The sequence below is a fragment of the Streptomyces lydicus genome, from assembly GCF_004125265.1.
GTDB lineage: Bacteria > Actinomycetota > Actinomycetes > Streptomycetales > Streptomycetaceae > Streptomyces > Streptomyces lydicus_C.
Genome location: NZ_RDTE01000003.1, coordinates 6,838,018 through 6,858,490, shown reverse-complemented (window position 1 = coordinate 6,858,490; position 20,473 = coordinate 6,838,018). Strand labels below are relative to the sequence as shown.

The 20,473-nt window shown below is 69.1% G+C and carries 16 protein-coding genes, 1 tRNA gene and 1 pseudogene; 11 read left to right on the top strand and 7 right to left on the bottom strand.

Features of this window, described 5'->3' with window-relative positions:
- The first annotated feature begins 182 nt into the window (after nucleotides 1-182).
- From D9V36_RS32700 to D9V36_RS32670, 7 genes are all read left to right on the top strand, one after another.
- Nucleotides 183-2,468 (top strand): FdhF/YdeP family oxidoreductase, encoded by a 2,286-nt coding sequence (locus D9V36_RS32700; RefSeq protein WP_129296939.1) that lies wholly within the window; start codon nucleotides 183-185, stop codon nucleotides 2,466-2,468.
- Nucleotides 2,469-2,644: 176 nt separating this feature from the next.
- Nucleotides 2,645-3,118, top strand: a complete 474-nt coding sequence (locus D9V36_RS32695; protein ID WP_129296938.1) for a PaaI family thioesterase — start codon at nucleotides 2,645-2,647, stop codon at nucleotides 3,116-3,118.
- Between the two features lie 485 nt (nucleotides 3,119-3,603).
- On the top strand, nucleotides 3,604-4,824 hold the full coding sequence (locus tag D9V36_RS32690; RefSeq protein WP_129298842.1) for a branched-chain amino acid ABC transporter substrate-binding protein: 1,221 nt from the start codon (nucleotides 3,604-3,606) through the stop codon (nucleotides 4,822-4,824).
- Between the two features lie 447 nt (nucleotides 4,825-5,271).
- Nucleotides 5,272-6,201 carry a branched-chain amino acid ABC transporter permease gene (locus D9V36_RS32685; RefSeq protein WP_129296937.1) on the top strand — a complete coding sequence of 310 codons (930 nt, stop codon included), beginning with the start codon at nucleotides 5,272-5,274 and terminating at the stop codon, nucleotides 6,199-6,201.
- Between the two features lie 5 nt (nucleotides 6,202-6,206).
- Nucleotides 6,207-8,003 carry a branched-chain amino acid ABC transporter permease gene (locus D9V36_RS32680; RefSeq protein WP_129296936.1) on the top strand — a complete coding sequence of 599 codons (1,797 nt, stop codon included), beginning with the start codon at nucleotides 6,207-6,209 and terminating at the stop codon, nucleotides 8,001-8,003.
- 5 nt (nucleotides 8,004-8,008) lie between these two features.
- A complete protein-coding gene (locus D9V36_RS32675; protein ID WP_129296935.1) occupies nucleotides 8,009-9,043 on the top strand; it encodes an ABC transporter ATP-binding protein in 1,035 nt (344 codons plus the stop codon).
- Nucleotides 9,040-9,756 carry an ABC transporter ATP-binding protein gene (locus D9V36_RS32670; protein ID WP_129296934.1) on the top strand — a complete coding sequence of 239 codons (717 nt, stop codon included), beginning with the start codon at nucleotides 9,040-9,042 and terminating at the stop codon, nucleotides 9,754-9,756. Before D9V36_RS32675 ends, D9V36_RS32670 begins: the two co-directional genes overlap by 4 nt.
- Before the next feature lie 88 nt (nucleotides 9,757-9,844).
- On the opposite strand, the gene D9V36_RS32665 is transcribed toward D9V36_RS32670, so the two are convergent.
- Nucleotides 9,845-10,513, bottom strand: a complete 669-nt coding sequence (locus D9V36_RS32665) for an ANTAR domain-containing response regulator (protein ID WP_129296933.1) — start codon at nucleotides 10,511-10,513, stop codon at nucleotides 9,845-9,847.
- Between the two features lie 77 nt (nucleotides 10,514-10,590).
- On the opposite strand from D9V36_RS32665, the gene D9V36_RS32660 reads away from it, so the two are divergent.
- Together D9V36_RS32660 and D9V36_RS32655 are read left to right on the top strand one after the other, a co-directional pair.
- Nucleotides 10,591-10,673 (top strand) — tRNA-Leu (locus D9V36_RS32660).
- 84 nt (nucleotides 10,674-10,757) lie between these two features.
- Nucleotides 10,758-11,546, top strand: a complete 789-nt coding sequence (locus tag D9V36_RS32655) for a helix-turn-helix domain-containing protein (protein WP_129296932.1) — start codon at nucleotides 10,758-10,760, stop codon at nucleotides 11,544-11,546.
- A gap of 52 nt (nucleotides 11,547-11,598) precedes the next feature.
- Here the strand turns inward: D9V36_RS32655 and pyk are convergent, their stop codons facing one another.
- Complete coding sequence (gene pyk / locus D9V36_RS32650; RefSeq protein ID WP_129296931.1) at nucleotides 11,599-13,035, bottom strand: pyruvate kinase; 1,437 nt, start codon at nucleotides 13,033-13,035, stop codon at nucleotides 11,599-11,601.
- Nucleotides 13,036-13,178: 143 nt separating this feature from the next.
- Complete coding sequence (locus D9V36_RS32645; RefSeq protein WP_129296930.1) at nucleotides 13,179-13,394, bottom strand: hypothetical protein; 216 nt, start codon at nucleotides 13,392-13,394, stop codon at nucleotides 13,179-13,181.
- 117 nt (nucleotides 13,395-13,511) lie between these two features.
- Between D9V36_RS32645 and D9V36_RS32640 the strand changes: the two genes are divergently transcribed.
- The gene (locus D9V36_RS32640; protein ID WP_129296929.1) at nucleotides 13,512-15,335 is read left to right on the top strand and encodes a bifunctional metallophosphatase/5'-nucleotidase; all 1,824 of its coding nucleotides are present in this window, start codon (nucleotides 13,512-13,514) and stop codon (nucleotides 15,333-15,335) included.
- A 136-nt stretch (nucleotides 15,336-15,471) separates the two neighbouring features.
- Here D9V36_RS32640 and D9V36_RS32635 read toward each other — a convergent pair.
- A pseudogene (locus D9V36_RS32635) lies at nucleotides 15,472-16,344 on the bottom strand (IS5 family transposase).
- A 54-nt stretch (nucleotides 16,345-16,398) separates the two neighbouring features.
- Nucleotides 16,399-17,193 (bottom strand): SDR family oxidoreductase, encoded by a 795-nt coding sequence (locus D9V36_RS32630; RefSeq protein WP_129296928.1) that lies wholly within the window; start codon nucleotides 17,191-17,193, stop codon nucleotides 16,399-16,401.
- Nucleotides 17,194-17,273: 80 nt separating this feature from the next.
- On the opposite strand from D9V36_RS32630, the gene D9V36_RS32625 reads away from it, so the two are divergent.
- Nucleotides 17,274-17,516, top strand: coding sequence for a hypothetical protein (locus D9V36_RS32625; protein WP_431357718.1), 243 nt, complete (start codon nucleotides 17,274-17,276; stop codon nucleotides 17,514-17,516).
- A 65-nt stretch (nucleotides 17,517-17,581) separates the two neighbouring features.
- On the opposite strand, the gene D9V36_RS32620 is transcribed toward D9V36_RS32625, so the two are convergent.
- Together D9V36_RS32620 and D9V36_RS32615 are read right to left on the bottom strand one after the other, a co-directional pair.
- Nucleotides 17,582-19,018 (bottom strand): lysine N(6)-hydroxylase/L-ornithine N(5)-oxygenase family protein, encoded by a 1,437-nt coding sequence (locus D9V36_RS32620; protein ID WP_129296927.1) that lies wholly within the window; start codon nucleotides 19,016-19,018, stop codon nucleotides 17,582-17,584.
- Nucleotides 19,015-20,448: a pyridoxal phosphate-dependent decarboxylase family protein gene (locus D9V36_RS32615; RefSeq protein ID WP_129296926.1), complete on the bottom strand. Its 1,434-nt coding sequence runs from the start codon at nucleotides 20,446-20,448 to the stop codon at nucleotides 19,015-19,017. The genes D9V36_RS32620 and D9V36_RS32615 overlap by 4 nt, the downstream gene beginning before the upstream one ends.
- Nucleotides 20,449-20,473: the final 25 nt, after the last annotated feature.

The following is a 20,473-nucleotide window of genomic DNA, read 5'->3' as shown; positions in this document are numbered from 1 at the left end:
CCGACACCGCACACCGCCCGGCCCGCCCCGTCCGCCCCACCGCGGACGCCTCCCACTCGCCCCTACACCACCCCCCGCGTCCGTGACAGGATCAGATGCGCACAGCAACGATCCGCTGTGTACAGCAACGCTCCGCCGCGCCCGGCGGAGCGAGCAGCACTTCAGGCTCAAGGGAGAGCGCCATGGCAGGCAAGCCGCCCGCGTCGGACCCCGTCCAGGACGCGCCCCAGGTCAGCGAACCCCAGCACTCCGCCGTGGGGCTGCCGGCCATCGCCCACGCCCTGCGCATCTCCCAGCAGCAGATGGGCGTGCGCCGTACCGCCCTCACCCTGCTGCGCGTCAACCAGCGCGACGGCTTCGACTGCCCCGGCTGCGCCTGGCCCGAGCCCGACAAGCCGCACACCGCCGAATTCTGCGAGAACGGCGCCAAGGCCGTCGCCGAAGAAGCCACCCTGCGCCGTGTCACCCCGGACTTCTTCGCCGAGCACTCCGTCGCCGACCTCGCGACCCGCAGCGGCTACTGGCTCGGCCAGCAGGGCCGCCTCACCCACCCCATGTACCTCCCCGAGGGCGCCGACCACTACGAGCCGGTGACCTGGGAGCGGGCCTTCGACATCGTCGGCGAGGAGCTGACCGCCCTCGGCTCCCCCGACGAGGCCGTCTTCTACACCTCCGGCCGCACCAGCAACGAAGCCGCCTTCCTCTACCAGCTCTTCGCCCGCGAATTCGGCACCAACAACCTCCCCGACTGCTCCAACATGTGCCACGAGTCGTCGGGCTCCGCACTGACGGAGACCATCGGCATCGGCAAGGGCAGCGTCCTCCTGGAGGACCTCTACCAGGCCGACCTGATCATCATCGCCGGGCAGAACCCGGGCACCAACCACCCCCGGATGCTCACCGCCCTGGAGAAGGCCAAGGCCGGCGGCACGAAGATCATCTCGATCAATCCACTGCCCGAAGCCGGCCTGGAACGCTTCAAGAACCCGCAGACCCCGCGCGGCGTGGCCGGCGGCGGCACCGCGCTCACCGACCTGTTCCTCCAGGTCCGCCTCGGCGGCGACCAGGCGCTCTTCCGCGCCCTCAACCGCCTCCTCCTCGACACCGACGGCGCCCTCGACGAGGACTTCATCGGCACTCACACCCACGGCTTCGAGGAGTTCGCCCAGCTGGCCCGCGCCGACGACGACTGGGACGCGACACTGCGCGCCACCGGCCTGACCCGCGCGGAGATCGACCGCGCCCTGGCCATGATCCTCGACTCGCGCCGCACCATCGTGTGCTGGGCGATGGGCCTGACCCAGCACAAGCACTCCGTCCCCACCATCCAGGAAGTCGTCAACTTCCTCCTGCTGCGCGGCAACATCGGACGCCCCGGGGCGGGCGTGTGCCCCGTACGCGGCCACAGCAACGTCCAGGGCGACCGCACCATGGGCATCTTCGAACGGCCGGCCCCCGCCTTCCTCGACGCCCTGGAGAAGGAGTTCGGCTTCGCCCCGCCCCGGGAGCACGGACTCGACGTCGTCCGCGCCATCCGCGCCCTGCGCGACGGGCAGGCCAAGGTGTTCTTCGCGATGGGCGGCAACTTCGTGGCCGCCACCCCCGACACCGACGTCACCGAGGCCGCCGTGCGCCGCGCCCGGCTGACCGTCCACGTCTCCACCAAGCTCAACCGCTCACACGCGGTCACCGGCGCCCGCGCGCTGATCCTGCCGACGCTGGGCCGCACCGAACGCGATCTGCAGGCTGGCGGCGAGCAGTTCGTGACCGTCGAGGACTCCATGGGCATGGTGCACGCCTCCCGCGGCCGCCTGGCACCCGCCGGCCCCCAACTGCTCTCCGAGACGGCCATCGTCGCCCGCCTGGCCCGCCGCGTCCTGGGCCAGGAGAGCCGCACCCCCTGGGAGGAGTTCGAGAAGGACTACGCGACGATCCGCGACCGCATCGCCCGCGTCGTCCCGGGCTTCGAGGACTTCAACACCAAGGTCGCCCGCCCCGGAGGCTTCGCCCTCCCGCACGCCCCCCGGGACAGCCGCAGCTTCCCCACCGCCACCGGGAAAGCCAATTTCACCACCGCGCCCGTGGAATACCCCACCGCCCCCGAAGGACGGCTGCTGCTGCAGACACTGCGCTCCCACGACCAGTACAACACCACCATCTACGGCCTCGACGACCGCTACCGCGGCATCAAGAACGGCCGCCGCGTCGTCCTCGTCCACCCCGACGACGCCCGCGAACGGGGCCTGGCCGACGGGGCGTACACCGACCTGGTCAGCGAGTGGACGGACGGCAGCGAGCGGCGCGCGCCCGGCTTCCGGGTGGTGCACTACCCCACGGCCCGCGGCTGCGCGGCCGCCTACTACCCCGAGACCAACGTCCTCATCCCGCTCGACCACACCGCCGACACCAGCAACACCCCCGCCGCCAAGTCGATCGTGATCCGCCTGGAGAGCCCCCACGAGGACTGACCGCCACCGGGGTGGTGAGCAAGCCGAAGCGGACCGTCGGAGAGCCCCCGCGAGGACCGACCGCCACCGGGCCGGCCGGCGGGAACGACAACCCCGCGCTGAGCGCTTGCTCAGCGGCCTGATAGGAACAGGCACGGATCGACGACGATCACGGGCGAGCGAACGGAGCCGTAGGCATGGGTGAGCAGAGCACGACCAAGTTTCCGCAGGAGATCCTCGACCAGTGGGCCGGCCTCGGCCTCGACCTGCCGTCCTTCTTCTCCGCCGGACACCTCGGCGAGCGGATGAGCGTGCAGGTCACCGAAGCCGCTCCCGAGCGCGTCGTCGGCACCATGCCGGTCGAGGGCAACACCCAGCCCTACGGACTCCTGCACGGCGGCGCCTCCGCCGTCCTGGCCGAAACCCTCGGCTCCGTCGGCTCCATGCTGCACGGCGGCCCCACCAAAATCGCGGTGGGCGTCGACCTCAACTGCACCCACCACCGCGGCGCCCGCTCCGGTCTGGTCACCGGCGTCGCCACCCCCGTACACCGCGGCCGGTCCACGGCCACCTACGAAATCGTCATCACCGACGAGGACGACAAGCGGGTCTGCACCGCCCGGCTGACCTGCATGCTGCGCGAGACGGACGCCGACATCTACCGCAGCTGACCCGTACCGGCCGGCGGACCGCCGGCCCACCTTCAACGGCCCCGCACCCGGACCCCGGGAGCGGGGCCGTACGCATTGCCGTAACCCTGCGTCACACACGCGCCCCACGGCGACGGCCCCAACTCCCGTGCCCCGCACGGCCCCCGGCGCCCCCGTGCACACCGCGTCCGCTATCCGGACGCTCTTCCGTCACCGCACGCCCCATCCCCCCGTGGAAGTGCGAGTTCACCCTCCGCACCGCGTTCGTCCCCCGGTGTAAGGACCATAACGGCAAAACGCTCATCGAAGGTCATAACAAGAGCGTCACATCCTGCTCAGCGCCTCTGCCGGTGCGACGAACACCGCTCTAGAGTCACCGCCAGTCACCGCGCCGCCGGGCGCGCTGCAGCACGGATCCTGTACGGCCCGTACAGCCCGGCGAGCGAATCGGCCATGCGACAGCCGTGGCCGCGCCAGGGAAAGGACTGATCGTGCGTCACCGTTCCTTGCTCATCCTCACCACCGCAGTCACCACCGGCGCCCTCACGCTCTCCGCGTGCGGCTCGCGCGGCGACGACAACCAGAGCGGCGAAGGAAAGTCCACGGTCGTCATCGGCCTCGACGCCCCCACCACCGGCGAGCTCTCCGCGCTGGGCCTGGGCATCCGCAACTCCGCCCAACTCGCCGTCGACACCGCCAACAAGGCCGGCGAAGTCAAGGGCATCACCTTCAAACTCGAAGCCCTCGACGACAAGGCCCTCCCCAACGTCGGCCAGCAGAACGCCACCAAGCTCGCCGGCGACAAGGACGTCCTCGGCGTCATCGGCCCCCTCAACTCCGGCGTCGCCCAGTCCATGCAGCAGGTCTCCAAGCAGAACAACCTCACGCTGATCTCCCCGGCGAACACCACCCCCGACCTCACCCAGGGCAAGGACTGGAAGCAGAACAAGCGCGTCCGCCAGTTCCCCACCTACTTCCGCACCGCCACCACCGACGAGGTCCAGGGCGCCTTCGACGGCCAGTACGCCTGGGAGAAGATGAAGGCCAAGAAGGCCTACGTCATCGACGACCAGAAGACCTACGGCGTCGGCCTCGCCGCCTCCTTCAAGGACCAGTTCGCCAAACTCGGCGGCAAGATCGTCGGCACCGAGCACGTCAGCCCCGACGACCGCGACTTCAAGGCCGTCGTCTCCAAGGTCAAGTCCGCCAAACCCGACATGGTCTTCTACGGCGGCGAATACCCCGCCTCCGGCCCCCTCAGCCAGCAGCTCAAGGACGGCGGCGTCGCCGCCCCCGTGATGGGCGGCGACGGCATGTACAGCAGCGACTACATCAAGCTGAACAAGAAAGCACAGGGCGACTACGCCTCCTCCGTCGGCAAGCCCGTCGAAGAACTCCCCTCCGCCAGGAAATTCATCGCCGACTACAAGGCAGCCGGCTTCAAGGAGGGCTACGAGGCCTACGGCGGCTCCACCTACGACGCCACCTGGGCCGTCATCCAGGCCGTCAAAAAGGTCGTCGAAACCCACAACGGCAAGCTCCCCGACGACGCCCGCAAGCAGGTCGCCGACGCCATGAACAAGGTGACCTTCGACGGCGTCACCGGCCCCATCGCCTTCGACAAATACGGCGACACCACCAACACCATGATCACCGCCTACCAGGTCGACAAGGGCGCCTGGGCCTCCCGCTTCAGCGCCGAATTCAAGAAGTTCGACAAGAGCTGACCGACCGCACCGCGCCACCTCACCCCGGGCCGCGCCAGGACGCACCAATGACCCTGGCGCGGCCCGTGGCACACCACCGGGAACTCCGGGGCACACCGGAGTCCGCACTGCTCGCTCCTGCGCCCCGGACTGCGTCTCTCGCTGCCGGGCGGTCCGGGGGCCGCGCTCCCGGCACCGGATCGATCCCGGGCCGGCCCTGATCCGTCGTTGCCGGTCGGCCCGGATCCCGTGATACGGGCCGAACCGGATCCCCATACTTCCGGCCGGCTCGGCCCCCACATTCCCAGCGGGCCCTGGCCCCTCACGCCCAACCGGCCCGGACGCCTCACAGCCGGCCGCCCCGGACCCCTCACCACCAGCCGTTCCGGACCCCTCACACCCGGCTGGCTCTGATCCCTCAATCCCACCCGGCTCTCATCCCTCACACCCACCCAACGGAGGCCCGCGGTGAGCGAACTGCCGCAACAGCTGGCCAACGGACTCATCCTCGGCGCGATGTACGGACTCATCGCGATCGGCTACACGATGGTCTACGGAATCGTCCAGCTCATCAACTTCGCCCACGGCGAGATATTCATGGTCGGCGGCTTCGGAGCGCTCAGCGTCTTCCTCGCTCTCCCCGCCGGCACCCCTCTCGCCCTAGCCCTGCCCGTCATGCTGCTCGGCGGCATCGCCGTATCCGTCCTCGTCGGCATCGCGGCCGAACGATTCGCCTACCGACCACTGCGCGGCGCACCCCGCCTCGCCCCCCTCATCACCGCCATCGGCCTGTCCATCGCCCTCCAGCAAGCCATCTGGAAGTGGTACCCCGACGGCAAACAGGCCCGCGTCTTCCCGCAGTTCAAGGGCCACGCCTTCGACATCCTGGGCGCCACCGTCCAGCGCGGCGACCTCTTCGTCCTCATCGCCGCCCCCCTCTGCATGATCGCCCTCGGCTTCTTCGTCGCCAAAACCCGCAGCGGCCGCGCCATGCAGGCCACCGCACAGGACCCCGACACCGCAAAGCTCATGGGCATCAACACCGACCGCATCATCGTCCTCGCCTTCGCCATCGGCGCCGCCTTCGCCGGCGTCGCCGCCGTCGCCTACGGACTGCGCACCGGCGAGGTCCAGTTCCGCATGGGCTTCATCATGGGCCTCAAGGCCTTCACCGCAGCCGTGCTCGGCGGCATCGGCAACATCTACGGAGCCATGCTCGGCGGCGTCGTCCTCGGCATCGCCGAAGCCCTCGCCACCGCCTACATCGAGGACATACCCGGCATGGAGCAATTCGGCGGCGGCGCCTGGAAGGACGTCTGGGCCTTCGTCCTCCTCATCCTCGTACTCCTGCTCAGACCACAAGGCCTCCTGGGCGAACGCGTCGCGGATCGGGCGTGATAGCGATGACCACCCACACCACCACACCCCCCGCCCGCGGCCTGCTCCCCCTCCCGGAACGCACCGCGCGCCTCCTCACCGCCGCCGGCGCCCTCGCCACCGCTGCCACCACCGGCCTCGCCTGGACCTGGAGCAGCGACTTCCCCGGCGACCTCACCTACTACCTCTCCCCCGCAGGACTGCAGCTCGTCACCCTCGCCGGCGGCGTCCTCACCCTGCTCTTCGCCCTCGCGGCACTCGGCCTCCGCGGCCTGCAATGGCTCACCCCCGCAGGACGCAACGCCCCCACCCTCCTCGCCGCCCTCGCCACCTTCGCCGCCACCTGGTTCACCCTCATCGCCATCGCCGTCCGGCTCGGCGGGCTGGTCAACCTCGAACCGGGCGGCGCCCTCGCAGCCGTCACCTCCCTGCTCACCCTGACCGGCGCCCTCGCCCTGCCCCCCGACCGAGCCGCCGACCGGCCACCCTCGGGCCCCTGGCAGCGCTTCACCGCCACCCTCACCCCCGGCCCCCTGCGGCGCCCCACCGGCGAACTCCCCTCCTGGGCCGAGATCCTGATCATCGCCGCCGCCTTCGCCGCCGGGCTCCTCGCCTTCACCTACGGCATCGACACCGACGACGGCGCCCCCTTCGTCGGCTACCTGATCTTCATGGCCCTCGCCGTCCCCGCCCTCCACCGGGCCGGACTCATCGCCCGCCTCACCGCACTCACCCACGCCCACCGCACCGTCGCCCTCGGCGCGGCCTTCCTCGCCGCCGCCTGCTTCCCCTTCACCCAGGACACCGACCAGTACACGATCATCGGGGCCAACATCCTGATCTTCGCCACCGTCGCCCTGGGCCTCAACGTCGTCGTCGGCCTCGCCGGCCTCCTCGACCTCGGCTACGTCGCCTTCCTCGGCGTCGGCGCCTACGCCGCCGCCCTCGTCTCCGGCTCCCCCGAATCCGCCTTCGGGCTCCGCTTCCCCTTCTGGGCGGCCCTCCTCACCGGCGCCGCCGCCTCCCTCGTCTTCGGCGTCCTCATCGGCGCACCGACACTGCGCCTACGCGGCGACTACCTCGCCATCGTCACCCTCGGCTTCGGTGAGATCTTCCGCATCGCCATGCTCAACCTCAACGGCACCACCGGCCCCGACATCACCAACGGCGCCATGGGCATCCCCAACATCCCCAACCTCGAAATCTTCGGCTTCAACTTCGGCGAACCCCACACCATCCTCGGCATCCCCCTCGCCACCTACGGCAACTACTACCTGCTGATGATCCTCGTGACGGCCTTCGTCGTCCTCGTCTTCCGACGCGCCGCAGCCTCCCGCATCGGCCGCGCCTGGATCGCCATCCGCGAAGACGAAACCGCCGCCATCGCCATGGGCATCAACAGCTTCCGCCTCCGCCTCCTCGCCTTCGCCCTCGGCGCGGCCCTCGCCGGACTCGCCGGCACCGTCCACGCCCACGTCGTCACCACCGCCACCCCCGAACAATTCCAGTTCGCCGGCCCCCAGCCCCCCAACTCCGCCTTCCTCCTCGCCGCCGTCATCCTCGGCGGCATGGGAACCCTCAGCGGCCCCCTAGTCGGCGCCGCCCTCCTCTTCCTCATCCCGGCCAAACTCGACTTCATCCAGGACTACCAACTCCTGCTCTTCGGCATCGCCCTCGTCCTCCTCATGCGCTTCCGCCCCGAAGGCCTCATCCCCGACCGCAGAAAACAACTCGAATTCCACGAGACCGGCCAACTCGACGTGCCCGACCAGCGCCTCCCCGACGCAGACGCCACCCTCGGCGCCACCCAGGCAAAGGCGTGACGACCATGACCACACCCACCAGCCTCGCACCCGCCACTGACACCGACACCGTCCTGCGAGCCGACGGCGTCACCATGCGCTTCGGCGGACTCACCGCCGTACGCGACGTCAGCCTCACCGTCGGCACCGGCGAAATCGTCGGCCTCATCGGCCCCAACGGCGCCGGCAAAACCACCTTCTTCAACTGCCTCACCGGCCTCTACGTGCCCACCGAAGGCACCGTCAGCTACCGAGGCACCCGTCTCTCCCGCAAACCCCACCTCGTCACCCAGGCCGGCGTCGCCCGCACCTTCCAGAACATCCGCCTCTTCGCCAACATGACCGTCCTCGAAAACGTCCTCGTCGGACGCCACACCCGCACCAAAGAAGGCCTCTGGTCCGCCCTCCTGCGCGGCCCCGGCTTCAAAAAAGCCGAACGCACCAGCGAACAACGCGCCATGGAACTCCTGGAATTCACCGGCCTCGCCCACAAACGCGACCACCTCGCCCGCAACCTCCCCTACGGCGAACAACGCAAGCTCGAAATCGCCCGCGCCCTCGCCAGCGAACCCGGACTCCTCCTCCTGGACGAACCCACCGCCGGCATGAACCCCCAGGAAACCCGCGCCACCCAGGACCTCGTCCTCGCCATCCGCGCACAGGGCACCGCCGTCCTCGTCATCGAGCACGACATGCGCTTCATCTTCAACCTCTGCGACCGCGTCGCCGTCCTCGTCCAGGGACAGAAACTCGTCGAGGGCACCGCCGAGATCGTCCAGGCCGACGAACGCGTCATCGCCGCCTACCTCGGCACACCCGTCGACGGCATGCCGGCGCCGGACGACACCACCGACCCGGACGGCACAACAGCGCCGGACGGAACAACAGGCACGGACGGCACAACAGGCCCGGCAGCCGGGACGGAAAACGCCGACGGGCCAGGACAGGCGGAAGGGCCAGGACAGGCGGCAGGGCCAGGACAACCCGACGCAGCAGACGGGACGACCCCACCAGCCCCACCAGACCACCCGGCCCAGGGACAGACCGGAGACACCCCATGACCGCACTGCTCCAAGTCGAGGACCTCCGCGTCGCCTACGGCAAGATCGAAGCCGTCAAAGGCATCTCGTTCTCCGTCGAAGCAGGACAGGCCGTCACCCTCATCGGCACCAACGGCGCCGGCAAGACCACCACCCTGCGCACCCTCTCAGGACTCCTCAAGCCCCTCGCCGGCAAGATCACCTTCGACGGCGAACCACTCGACGGCGTCCCCGCCCACAAGATCGTCGAACGCGGCCTCGCCCACTCCCCCGAAGGCCGCCGCCTCTTCCCCCGCCTCACCATCGCCGAAAACCTCCAGCTCGGCGCCTTCCTCCGCAAGGACACCGACGGCATCGAGAAAGACATCCAACGCGTCTACGAACTCTTCCCCATCCTCGGCGAACGCAGAAAACAAGCCTCCGGCACCCTCTCCGGCGGCGAACAGCAAATGCTCGCCATGGGCCGCGCCCTGATGTCCCGCCCCAAACTCCTCATGCTCGACGAGCCCTCCATGGGCCTCTCCCCGATCATGATGCAGAAGATCATGGAAACCATCCGCGAACTCCGCTCCCAAGGCACCACCATCCTCCTCGTCGAACAGAACGCCCAGGCCGCACTCTCCCTCGCCGACCAAGGACACGTCATGGAAATCGGCCGCATCGTCCTCTCCGGCAGCGGCGCATCCCTCCTCCACGACGAATCCGTCCGCAAGGCCTACCTCGGCGAGGACTGACCCACCCGCACCGACGCGAGCGGCCCCGCACCGATGAAGATCGGTACGGGGCCGCTCGCGCCCTCAGGACCAGCCCGGCTACCGCCGGCTACTGGTCCTTCTGCTGCTGCTTCTTCTCCTCGGCGTCCTCGATGACCGCCTCCGCGACCTGCTGCATCGACAGCCGGCGGTCCATCGACGTCTTCTGGATCCACCGGAACGCGGCCGGCTCCGTCAGCCCGTACTGCGTCTGCAGAATGCTCTTCGCCCGGTCCACCAGCTTCCGGGTCTCCAGCCGCTGGGTGAGGTCAGCGACCTCCTGCTCCAGCGTCCTCAGCTCGGTGAACCGGCTCACCGCCATCTCGATCGCGGGAACCACATCGGTCTTCGAGAACGGCTTCACCAGATACGCCATCGCACCCGCGTCCCGCGCCCGCTCCACCAGCTCACGCTGCGAGAACGCGGTCAGCATCAGCACCGGCGCGATGCTCTCCTCGGCGATCTTCTCGGCCGCCGAGATACCGTCCAGCACCGGCATCTTCACGTCCAGGATCACCAGATCGGGACGGTGCTCCCGGGCCAGCTCCACGGCGGTCTGCCCGTCCCCGGCCTCACCGACGACGGTGTAGCCCTCTTCCTCCAGCATCTCTTTGAGGTCGAGACGGATGAGGGCCTCGTCCTCGGCGATCACGACGCGCGTGGTCAGCGGCGGGACGTGCGACTGATCGTCATCGGCGACGGGCTGCTCGGGCTCGGCGGCGCTCACGGGACTCCTCATTCCAGGCAGGTGGTGCCATTGCAGCCTACCTAGAGGCGGCCTTAGTGATGCACACGGTAGGGTGTCTCTCGCAACCGGCCCGGTTGGTGGAACTGGTCAGACACGCGGCTCTCAAACAGCCGTGCCCTTGGGCATGTGGGTTCGAATCCCACACCGGGCACCCTTGAAAAAGCGGAATTTCACCTTCGCGTGGTTCGCACGCATTTTCGCCCCGCGCTCGTGATTCGTCACGCACAGTGATGTCATGGACTTTCACGGCAAGGACGTGCGACACAAAGCAATCGCCCAACTCCGGGCGGGAGCAAGGAACGCGGATGTGGCCCGCGCTTTGGGCGTACCTCTCGGCACCATCGGCTATTGGCGGCACATGGACCGCGCCAAACGCGGAGAGTGTCCAGGAACCCACGACCCGAAGTGCCCGCGCTGCGACGATCGGAAACTCGACCCCGCGGCGTACGCCTACCTCCTGGCCCTCTACCTCGGCGACGGCCACATCATCCAGTACTCGACGCACCGCGTGCCGAGCCTCATGATCACGTGCGGTGACGGCTGGCCGGGTCTCATGGATGCCTGTGAAGCCGCCATGCGCGCGGTCTTCCCCGACAATTCCGTGTGCCGGGTCCGCAGGCCCGGCTGCCACAACGTGAAGCTCTATTCGAAGCACTTATGGTGCATGTTCCCGCAGCACGGCCCCGGCAAGAAGCACGAGCGGCCGATCGTGCTCGAACCCTGGCAGCAGCAGATCGTGGACGAGCATCCCTGGGAGTTCATCCGCGGGCTGATCCACTCCGACGGCTGCCGCATCACCAACTGGACGACCAGGATGGTGGGCGGGGAGCGCAAACGCTACGAGTATCCGAGGTACTTCTTCAGCAACAAGTCCGATCACATCCGGCGACTCTTCTCGGACACCCTCACAAAGGTCGGCGTCGAATGGACCGTCCTCGCCCGCGGCAGCGACCCGTTCAACATCTCCGTGGCCCGCAAAGCCTCCGTCGCTCTCATGGACCGACACATCGGGCCGAAGTACTGACGGGGACGGCAGTCAGGTACCTCGGCCCAGCTAAATCGCGGTGCGGGTGGGGCTACTTCGGGGAGTCGTCCTCGCCGATGTGGTGGACGCGGACGAGGTTGGTGGAGCCGGGGACTCCGGGCGGGGAGCCGGCCGTGATGATGACGACGTCGCCCTTCTGGCAGCGGCCGAGCCTCAGAAGCTGCTCGTCGACCTGGGCGACCATCTCGTCGGTGGAGTCGACGGTCGGGCCGAGGAAGGTCTCCACGCCCCAGCTGACGTTGAGCTGGGAGCGGGTGGCCGGGTCGGGGGTGAAGGCCAGCAGCGGGATGGGCGAGCGGTAGCGGGAGAGCCGGCGGACGGTGTCGCCGGACTGGGTGAAGGCGACCAGGAACTTGGCGCCGAGGAAATCGCCCATGTCGGCGGCGGCGCGGGCGACGGCGCCGCCCTGGGTGCGGGGCTTGTTGGCCTTGGTGAGCGGCGGGAGGCCCTTGGCGAGGAGGTCTTCCTCGGCGGCCTCGACGATGCGGCTCATCGTCTTGACGGTCTCGGTGGGGTACTTCCCGACGCTGGTCTCGCCGGAGAGCATGACGGCGTCGGTGCCGTCGATGACGGCGTTGGCGACGTCGGAGGCTTCGGCGCGGGTGGGGCGGGAGTTGTCGATCATCGAGTCGAGCATCTGGGTGGCGACAATGACCGGTTTGGCGTTGCGCTTGGCGAGTTTGATGGCGCGCTTCTGGACGATCGGGACGGTTTCGAGGGGCATTTCGACGCCGAGGTCGCCGCGGGCGACCATGATGCCGTCGAAGGCGGCGACGATGTCGTCGATGTTGTCGACGGCCTGGGGCTTTTCGACCTTGGCGATGACGGGGAGGAAGCGGTCTTCCTCGCGCATGATGCGGTGGACGTCTTCGATGTCGCGGCCGCTGCGGACGAAGGAGAGGGCGATGATGTCGGCACCGTAGCGCAGGGCCCAGCGGAGGTCGTCCTGGTCCTTGTCGGAGAGGGCGGGGACGGAGACGGCGACGCCGGGAAGGTTGAGGCCTTTGTGGTCGGAGACCATGCCGCCTTCGACGACCCTGGTGCGGACGTGGGGTCCGTCGACGTCGGTGACTTCGAGGGTGACTTTTCCGTCGTCGATGAGGATGCGTTCGCCGGTGGTGACGTCGGCGGCGAGGCCGTGGTAGGTGGTGCCGCAGATCTGGCGGTCGCCTTCGACGGCGGGTTCCACGGTGATGGTGAACTCGTCGTCGCGTTCGAGAAGTACAGGGCCTTCGCGGAATCGGCCGAGTCGGATCTTCGGGCCTTGAAGGTCGGCGAGGATGCCGACGCTGCGGCGGGTTTCTTCGGAGGCTTTGCGGACCCGGTCGAATCGTGCCTCGTGTTCGGCGTAGGTGCCGTGGCTGAGGTTGAAGCGGGCGATGTCCATTCCGGCGTCGACGAGGGCTTTGATCTGCTCGTACGAGTCGGTGGCGGGTCCCAGTGTGCAGACGATCTTGGCTCGGCGCATGCTTCGACCCTATGACTTACCGGACGGTAGGGAACGGTAGGGAAGTGTCTGCTCAACGAGCGCTTGGTGAAAGGCTGTTGACAAGTAATGGAATGGGCGCGGCGGTGCTCCGATGAGCGGAAATTCATTCTGTTCGCACGGTCTCACAGTACCGGGCGGGTCATCGTCAAGCATGCGTTGACGTGGGCATGGACGGCTTGGCGCTGGGGTTGGAGGGCGGGGGCGGGGGTGGATTCCTGGCTGGGGGCGCGGCCGTAGTCGGCGAAGAGGCGCATACCGGGGACCTGGGCGGGGGCGGTGTTCTCGGCGCCGAGGCCGGCGATTTCGAGGAGGGCGCCGATGGGGCGTCGGTGGGGCATCCGCGGGAATCGCGTGAGGGGTGTTGTGCGGGGTGCGGCTGCGCCAGAATCTACGCGCGTTGTCCCGCTGTGTGGCGGCGCGTATCGGCGTTTTGGCCTTCATCCAAGGGAGTTGGCATGTCGCTTGACCGTAGGAAGTTCTTGGGGCGTTCCGTGGTGACGGGAGCCGGGGTGGCGCTCGCGGGGGCGGCGGGGGCGCCGGCGGCCGGGGCGGTGGAGGGCCGGGGCGCCGGTGATCCGGGTGGCCGCGGTCACCGGCGGGAGCGGTATGCCTTCACGGTCATGGGCACGACGGATCTGCACGGCAATGTCTTCAACTGGGATTACACCACCGACGCGGAGTTCGACGATGCGGCGCACAACGACGTCGGTCTGGCGAAGATTTCGACGCTGGTGACGCAGGTGCGGCGGGAGAGGGGCCGGCGGAACACGCTGTTGATCGATGCGGGCGACACGATTCAGGGGACGCAGTTGGCGTATTACTACGCCAAGGTGGATCCGATCACGGATCCGGGCGGTCCGGTGCATCCGATGGCGCGGGCGATGAATGCGATCGGCTATGACGCCGCGGCGCTGGGGAATCATGAGTTCAATTACGGCATTCCGGTGCTGCGGAAGTTCGAGGAGAGCTGTGATTTTCCGCTGCTGGGGGCGAATGCGGTGGATGCGAGGTCGTTGCGGCCGGCGTTCCGTCCGTATGTGCTGAAGCGTTTGCGGTCACCTCGTGGGCGGGAGGTGACCGTGGCGGTGCTGGGTTTGACGAATCCGGGGATCGCGATCTGGGACAAGGCGCATGTGCAGGGGAAGCTGGCGTTTCCGGGGCTGGTGGAGCAGGCGGCGAAGTGGGTGCCGAAGCTGCGGTCGATGGGCGCGGATGTGGTGATCGTGGCGGCGCATTCGGGGATGAGTGGTACGTCGTCGTACGGGGATCAGTTGCCGTATGTGGAGAATGCGGCGGCGTTGGTGGCGGAGCAGGTGCCGGGGATCGATGCGATTTTGGTGGGCCATGCGCATGTGGAGGTTCCCGAGCGGCGGGTGGTGAACAAGGAGTCGGGCCGGGAGGTGGTGCTCTCCGAGCCGTTGAAGTGGGGGCAGCGGCTGACGCTTTTCGATGTGGCGGTGGAGTGGCATCGGGGGCGCTGGGAGGTGGCGTCGGTCGCTTCGCGGGTTCTGAACTCGAATGCGGTGGCAGAGGATGCGCGGATCACGGGGTTGCTGCGGGCGGAGCACCGGAAGGTGGTGGCGTATGTGAATCGGGTGATCGGCCGGTCGAAGGCGGAGATGACGGCGGCCGAGGCGCCGGTAAAGGATTCGCCGCTTTTGGACTTCATTGCTTTTGTGCAGGCGGAGGTGGTGCGTAAGGCGCTTGCGGGGTCGGCGTATGCGTCGTTGCCGGTGTTGTCGCAGGCGTCGTGTTTTTCGCGGACGGCGAGGGTGCCGGAGGGGGATGTGACGATCCGGTCGATGGCGGCGTTGTATCCGTTCGACAATACGCTGGAGGCGCGGGTGTTGACGGGTGCGCAGGTGCGGGCGTATTTGGAGTTTTCGGCGCGGTATTACGTGCGAACGGCGGCCGGTGGTCCGGTGGATCCGTCGAAGGTGACGAATGCGGATGGTACGCCGGATTACAACTATGACGCGGTGAGCGGTGTCTCGTACGAGATCGATATCGCGAAGCCGGCGGGGCAGCGGATCGGGAAGCTGATGTTCGGTGGGAAGCCGTTGGATGATGCGGCGCGGTTCGTGCTGGCGGTGAACAATTACCGGGCGAGCGGTGGCGGTAATTTCCCGCATGTGGCGGCCGCGGAGCAGGTGTGGTCGACGTCCGACGAGATCCGGAATTTGATCATTGGGTGGGTGCAGGAGAGTGGGCAGATCGATCCGGCCCGGTTCGCTTCGGTGGACTGGAGGCTGACGCGGGACGGGGTGCCGGTGTTCTGAGTTCCGGTGGACTGCCGGGGCCGCGGGGCCCCGGGGGGGGCGGAGGGGGCGCCGTCCGGGAGCGGCCGTGGTCTCTTCCGGGGCCGCGGCGCTCCCCCGGCTCCCGTGGGCCTAGGGTCTGTTGTGAAAGTGCTGGTCACAGCCACTCGTTGAGGACTGCGACCAGCACGGTCGCCTCGTAGCGGACCGCGAGCTTCATACCTCGTGGCTACGGCCCGGCGGGGCTTGAGGCGGTTGATCCCGCACTCGACCGCGTGCCGCTGCTTGTAGTCGTCCTTGTCGAACTTGGGCGGCCGTCCGCCTCGCGATCCGCGCTCGAGGTGGTTGCGGACGCGGTCCGTCGGGACCGGGATCGTGGCCTTGATCCCGCGTCTGCGCAGGTAGGCGCGATTGCTGCGGGAGCCGTACGCCTTGTCGGCCCGGACCCGGTCCGGCCGTTTGCGCGGCCTGCCGACTCCGAGCCGGGGCACCCGGATCGCTTCTGGGACCGACTCGAACTGAGGCGAATCACCTCGCTGTCCGGCGGTGATGACCACCGATAGCGGCTTGTGACCCTGCTCGACGGCGAGGTGGATCTTGCTGGTCAGGCCGCCCCGGGAGCGTCCGAGCCCGTGGTCGGCCGGCTCGACGGGGATCCCGCCGGGCGGTTCCTTCTGGAGATCCCCCTTTTCGCCGCCCCAGCCGCGTGCTGGTGGGCCCGGCAGACCGTGGAGTCGATGTTCACGTCCCAGGTGATCAGGCCCTTGGTATCCGCCTCGGCCTGCAGCTGAGTGACGATCCGGGCCCAGGTGCCATCGCGCTGCCAGCGCCGGAACAGGTCATAGCCCCGGTCCCACGGCCCGTAGCGTTCCGGCACGTCACGCCAGGGAGCACCCGTCCGGGTCCGCCACCGTATGCCGTCTATCAGCTGCCGCCGCGTCCGTACCGGCGGACGGCCCGACTTGATGCCCCGCGGCAACAGTGGCTCAAGTCGGGCCCACTGGCCGTTCGTCAGATCCCCGCATCCCACAGGACGTGATCATCAACGATCAAGATCAACTTTCGCAAGCAGACCCTAGGCGGCCTATGCGGTTGTGGCGATGCCGCCGTCGACGGGGATCACGGCGCCTGTCAGGTATGCGCCTGCCCGGCTGGCGAGGAACACGGCGACACCCGCCATGTCGTCGTCGCGGCCGATCCGGCGTAGTGGGGCCGACGCCGCGATCGCCTCGCCGAACTCATCGAGGGTTGCAGCCATCATCGTCGACGGGAACGGTCCCGGCGCCACGGCGTTCACGGTGACGTGCTGCGGTCCTAGTTCCTTGGCGAGCACTCTGGTGAGTTGATGCAGTGCGGCCTTGCTGCTGGAGTACGAGTAGTTGGGCCGCTGGGGGATGTGGATGGCAGCGATGCTGCCGATGTTGATGATCCGCGCGGGATCGTCGGCGGTGCCCGCCCTGCGAAGTGCGGGCAGTAGCGCCTGGACCAGCCAGAACGGCGACTTCAGGTTGAGGTCGACGACGGTGTCCCAGGCCGCGTCTGGGAACGTCGCCAGCGGCTCGTCCCACATGGCGCCCGCGTTGTTGACGAGGATGTCGAGACGCTCCGAGTCGGCGGTGACGAGGTCGGACAGTCGCCGACACTCGTCGTGGCGGGACAGGTCGGCGGGGATGGCCCGCACCTCACCAAATGTGGACAGCTGTTCCTGCGCTTGAGCGCACGCTTCTGCGTTGCGTGAGCTGATGACCACGCGGACGCCCGCCTGGAGAAGGCCACGCGCGATCATCATTCCGATGCCTCGGGTGCCACCGGTGACGAGCGCGCGCTTTCCACACAGATCGAAAAGTTCTGCATGCGTTGTGAATTGGTTGTCTACCACTTGCCGCCTTTCCAATTGGTCGTGCGGGATGATGCGTCGACGCGTCGGGTGTTCGGTTCAGCTGTCTCAACGCTATGGCCTTGGAGTGCACTCCAAGCAAGCGGATCCCGGTCCCGACGGACCGCGTCCGCAACCGCCTCGAGCGCGGATCGCGAGGCGGACGGCCGCCCAAGTTCGACAAGGACGACTACAAGCAGCGGCACGCGGTCGAGTTCGGGATCAACCGCCTCAAGCGCCGGCGGGCCGTAGCCACGAGGTATGACACGCTCGCGGTCCGCTACGAGGCGATCGTGCTGGTCGCAGTCCTCAACGAGTGGCTGTGACCAGCACTTTCACAACAGACCCTAGTGGCGCGCGGCGGGCGGACATGGGTGGGGCGGGGCCGGGGTCAGCGGCGGGGGACGAGGGTGGAGCCCTGGCGGGGGACCATGCCGGTGCGTCCCGTCGACGGCTGGGGGAGGCCGAAGCTGGTGAAGGCGGTGCGGCTGGGGAGGGGGTAGGGGGTGTTGCCGGTGAGGGCGTTGAGGATGGTGGCGCTGCGCCAGGCGGCGAGGCCGAGGTCGGGGGTGCCCACGCCGTGGGTGTGGGTTTCGGCGTTCTGGACGTAGACGGAGCCGGTGACGGCGGGGTCGAGGGCGAGGCGGTGGTCCGCGTCGATGCGGGGGCGTGCGCCGGAGTCGCGGCGTACGTAGGGGTCGATGGCGGCGAGCAGGGTGTCCATGCGGCGTTCGCGGTAGCCGGTGGCGAGGATGACGGCGTCGGTGGTGAGGCGGGAGCGGGTGCCTTGCTGGGTGTGGTCGAGGTGGAGTTCGATCTTGGTGGTGCCGACGCGGCCGGCGGTGCGGACGAAGACTCCGGGGGTGAGGGTGGCGTCGGGCCAGCCGCCGTCGAGGGTGCGGCGGTAGAGCTCGTCGTGGATGGCGCCGAGGGTGGCGTGGTCGATGCCTTTGTGGAGCTGCCACTGGCCGGGGACGAGGTCGTCGCGGACGCGTTCGGGCAGGGCGTGGAAGTAACGGGTGTAGTCGGGGGTGAAGTGTTCGAGGCCGAGTTTGCTGTATTCCATGGGGGCGAAGGCGGGGGTGCGGGCGAGCCAGTGGAGGCGTTCGCGGCCGGCGGGGCGGGCGCGGAGCTGGTCGAGGAAGATTTCGGCGCCTGACTGGCCGGCGCCGATGACGGTGACGTGGCCGGCGGCGAGCAGGGTGTCGCGGTGGTCGAGGTAGTCGGCGGAGTGGATGACGGGGACGGCGGGGGCCTCGGCGAGGGGGCGGAGGGGGACGGGGACGTGGGGGGTGGTGCCGATGCCGAGGACGAGGTTGCGGGCGTAGGTGCGGCCCAGGGCTTCGGCTTCGCCTTCGGTGTCGAGCTGGGTGAAGTCGACTTCGAAGACTTCGTGTTCGGGGTTCCAGCGGACGGCGTCGATCTGGTGGCCGAAGTGGAGGCTGGGGAGGTTTTCGCTGACCCAGCGGCAGTAGGCGTCGTATTCGGCGCGGTGGAGGTGGAAGCGTTCGGCGAAGTAGAAGGGGAAGAGCCGTTCGCGGGTTTTGAGGTAGTTCAGGAAGGTCCAGGGGCTGGCGGGGTCGGCGAGGGTGACCAGGTCGGCGAGGAAGGGGACTTGGAGGGTGGCGCCGTCGATGAGGAGGCCGGGGTGCCAGTGGAAGGCGGGGCGCTGGTCGTAGAAGGCGGTGCGAAGGGGGGTGAGGGGGTGGGCGAGGGCGGCGAGGGAGAGGTTGAAGGGGCCGATGCCGATGCCCGCGAGGTCGAGGGGTTCGCCGGGGGTCGTGGTGTGGGTGGTGCGGGGGGTTTCCGGGTGCGGGGTGGCGCTCATCGGGGCGTGTGGCCTTCCACGAGTTTGAGGAGGGTGGTGAGGTCTCCGGGTTGGGTGTGGGGGTTGAGGAGGGTGGCTTTGAGCCAGAGGCCGGTGGGGGTGGTGGCGCGGCCGAGGACGGCCTGTCCGTCAGTGAGGAGGGTGCGGCGGATGGTGGCGAGGGTGGTGTCGTCGGCGCCGGTGGGGCGGAAGAGGACGGTGCTGAGGGCGGGGCGGGAGTGGAGCTCGTAGCGGGGGTGGGCCTCGATGAGGTCGGCGAGGGTCTGCGCGGCGGCGAGGGTGCGGTCGACGAGTTCGCCGAGGCCGTGGCGGCCGAGGGCTTTGAGGGTGACGGCAATTTTGAGGATGTCGGGGCGGCGGGTGGTGCGCAGGGAGCGGCTGAGGAGGTCGGGGAGGCCGGCTTCGGTGTCGTCGTCGGCGTTGAGGTAGTCGGCCTGGTGGGTGAGGGGGGCCAGGGTGGCGGGGTCGGGGACGGCGAGGAGGCCGGCGGCGACGGGTTGCCAGCCGAGTTTGTGCAGGTCGAGGGCGACGGTGTGGGCGCGGGCGAGGCCGTTCAGTGCGCCGCGGTGGGTGTCGCTGAAGAGGAGGGCTCCGCCGTAGGCGGCGTCGACGTGGAAGCGGGCGCCGTGCCGGTCGGCGAGGTCGGCGAGGGCGGGCAGGGGATCGAGGGCGCCGGAGTCGGTGGTACCTGCGGTGGCGGTGAGGAGGACGGGGCCGGTGCGCCCGGCGAGGTCGGCGAGGCAGGTGTGGACGGTGTCGGGGGTGAGGATGCCGTCGGGGGTGGGGAGGGTGAGGGGTTCGGGGAGGCCGAGGAGCCAGGCGGAGCGGTGGATGCTGTGGTGGGCGTTGGCGCCGCAGACGATCTGGAGGGGCGGGGTGGGCCGGTGGGGGTCGGTCGCGGTGCCTCGGGAGGCGGCTGCTTCGCGGGCGAGGAGGAGGGCGAGCTGGTTGGATTCGGTGCCGCCGGTGGTGATCAGGGCGTCGGGGCGGGTGGCCTGTGGGTAGACCAGCGCGGCGAGTTCGCGGCTGGTGAGGGCTTCCAGGGCGGAGGCGGCGGGGGCCTGGTCCCAGGAGTCCATGGAGGGGTTGAGGGCGCAGGCGGCGAGGTCGGCGGCGGTGGCGAGGGCCAGCGGCGGGCAGTGCAGGTGGGCGGCGCAGTGGGGGTCGGCGGGGTCGGCGGCGCCGGCGGCGAGGGTGTGGACGAGGGTGCGCAGGGCGGTGTGCGGGCCGGTGCCGCGGTCGGGGAGCAGGGGGTGGCAGGCCTCGTGTACGGCGCGGGTGACGGTGGCGGGGCCGCCGGGCGGGAGGGGGCCGGCGCGGTCCTCGGCTCCGGTGGTGAGGGCGTCGAGGACGGTGTCGAGGAGGGGGCGGAGTGCGCGGGGGCCGTTGGTGCCGCCTGCGAGGGCGGTGCCGGCAGGGGGCACAGGCATCAATGTGCTCTTCTGTCAGGGGAGT

Bases quoted from the DNA above. Each gene is read 5' to 3' on its own strand.
- D9V36_RS32700 (WP_129296939.1), top strand. From the start codon at position 183: ATGGCAGGCAAGCCGCCCGCGTCGGACCCCGTCCAGGACGCGCCCCAG.
- D9V36_RS32695 (WP_129296938.1), top strand. From the start codon at position 2,645: ATGGGTGAGCAGAGCACGACCAAGTTTCCGCAGGAGATCCTCGACCAG.
- D9V36_RS32680 (WP_129296936.1), top strand. From the start codon at position 6,207: ATGACCACCCACACCACCACACCCCCCGCCCGCGGCCTGCTCCCCCTC.
- D9V36_RS32675 (WP_129296935.1), top strand. From the start codon at position 8,009: ATGACCACACCCACCAGCCTCGCACCCGCCACTGACACCGACACCGTC.
- D9V36_RS32670 (WP_129296934.1), top strand. From the start codon at position 9,040: ATGACCGCACTGCTCCAAGTCGAGGACCTCCGCGTCGCCTACGGCAAG.
- D9V36_RS32665 (WP_129296933.1), bottom strand. From the start codon at position 10,513: ATGAGGAGTCCCGTGAGCGCCGCCGAGCCCGAGCAGCCCGTCGCCGAT.
- D9V36_RS32655 (WP_129296932.1), top strand. From the start codon at position 10,758: ATGGACTTTCACGGCAAGGACGTGCGACACAAAGCAATCGCCCAACTC.
- pyk (WP_129296931.1), bottom strand. From the start codon at position 13,035: ATGCGCCGAGCCAAGATCGTCTGCACACTGGGACCCGCCACCGACTCG.
- D9V36_RS32645 (WP_129296930.1), bottom strand. From the start codon at position 13,394: ATGCCCCACCGACGCCCCATCGGCGCCCTCCTCGAAATCGCCGGCCTC.
- D9V36_RS32640 (WP_129296929.1), top strand. From the start codon at position 13,512: ATGTCGCTTGACCGTAGGAAGTTCTTGGGGCGTTCCGTGGTGACGGGA.
- D9V36_RS32620 (WP_129296927.1), bottom strand. From the start codon at position 19,018: ATGAGCGCCACCCCGCACCCGGAAACCCCCCGCACCACCCACACCACG.
- D9V36_RS32615 (WP_129296926.1), bottom strand. From the start codon at position 20,448: ATGCCTGTGCCCCCTGCCGGCACCGCCCTCGCAGGCGGCACCAACGGC.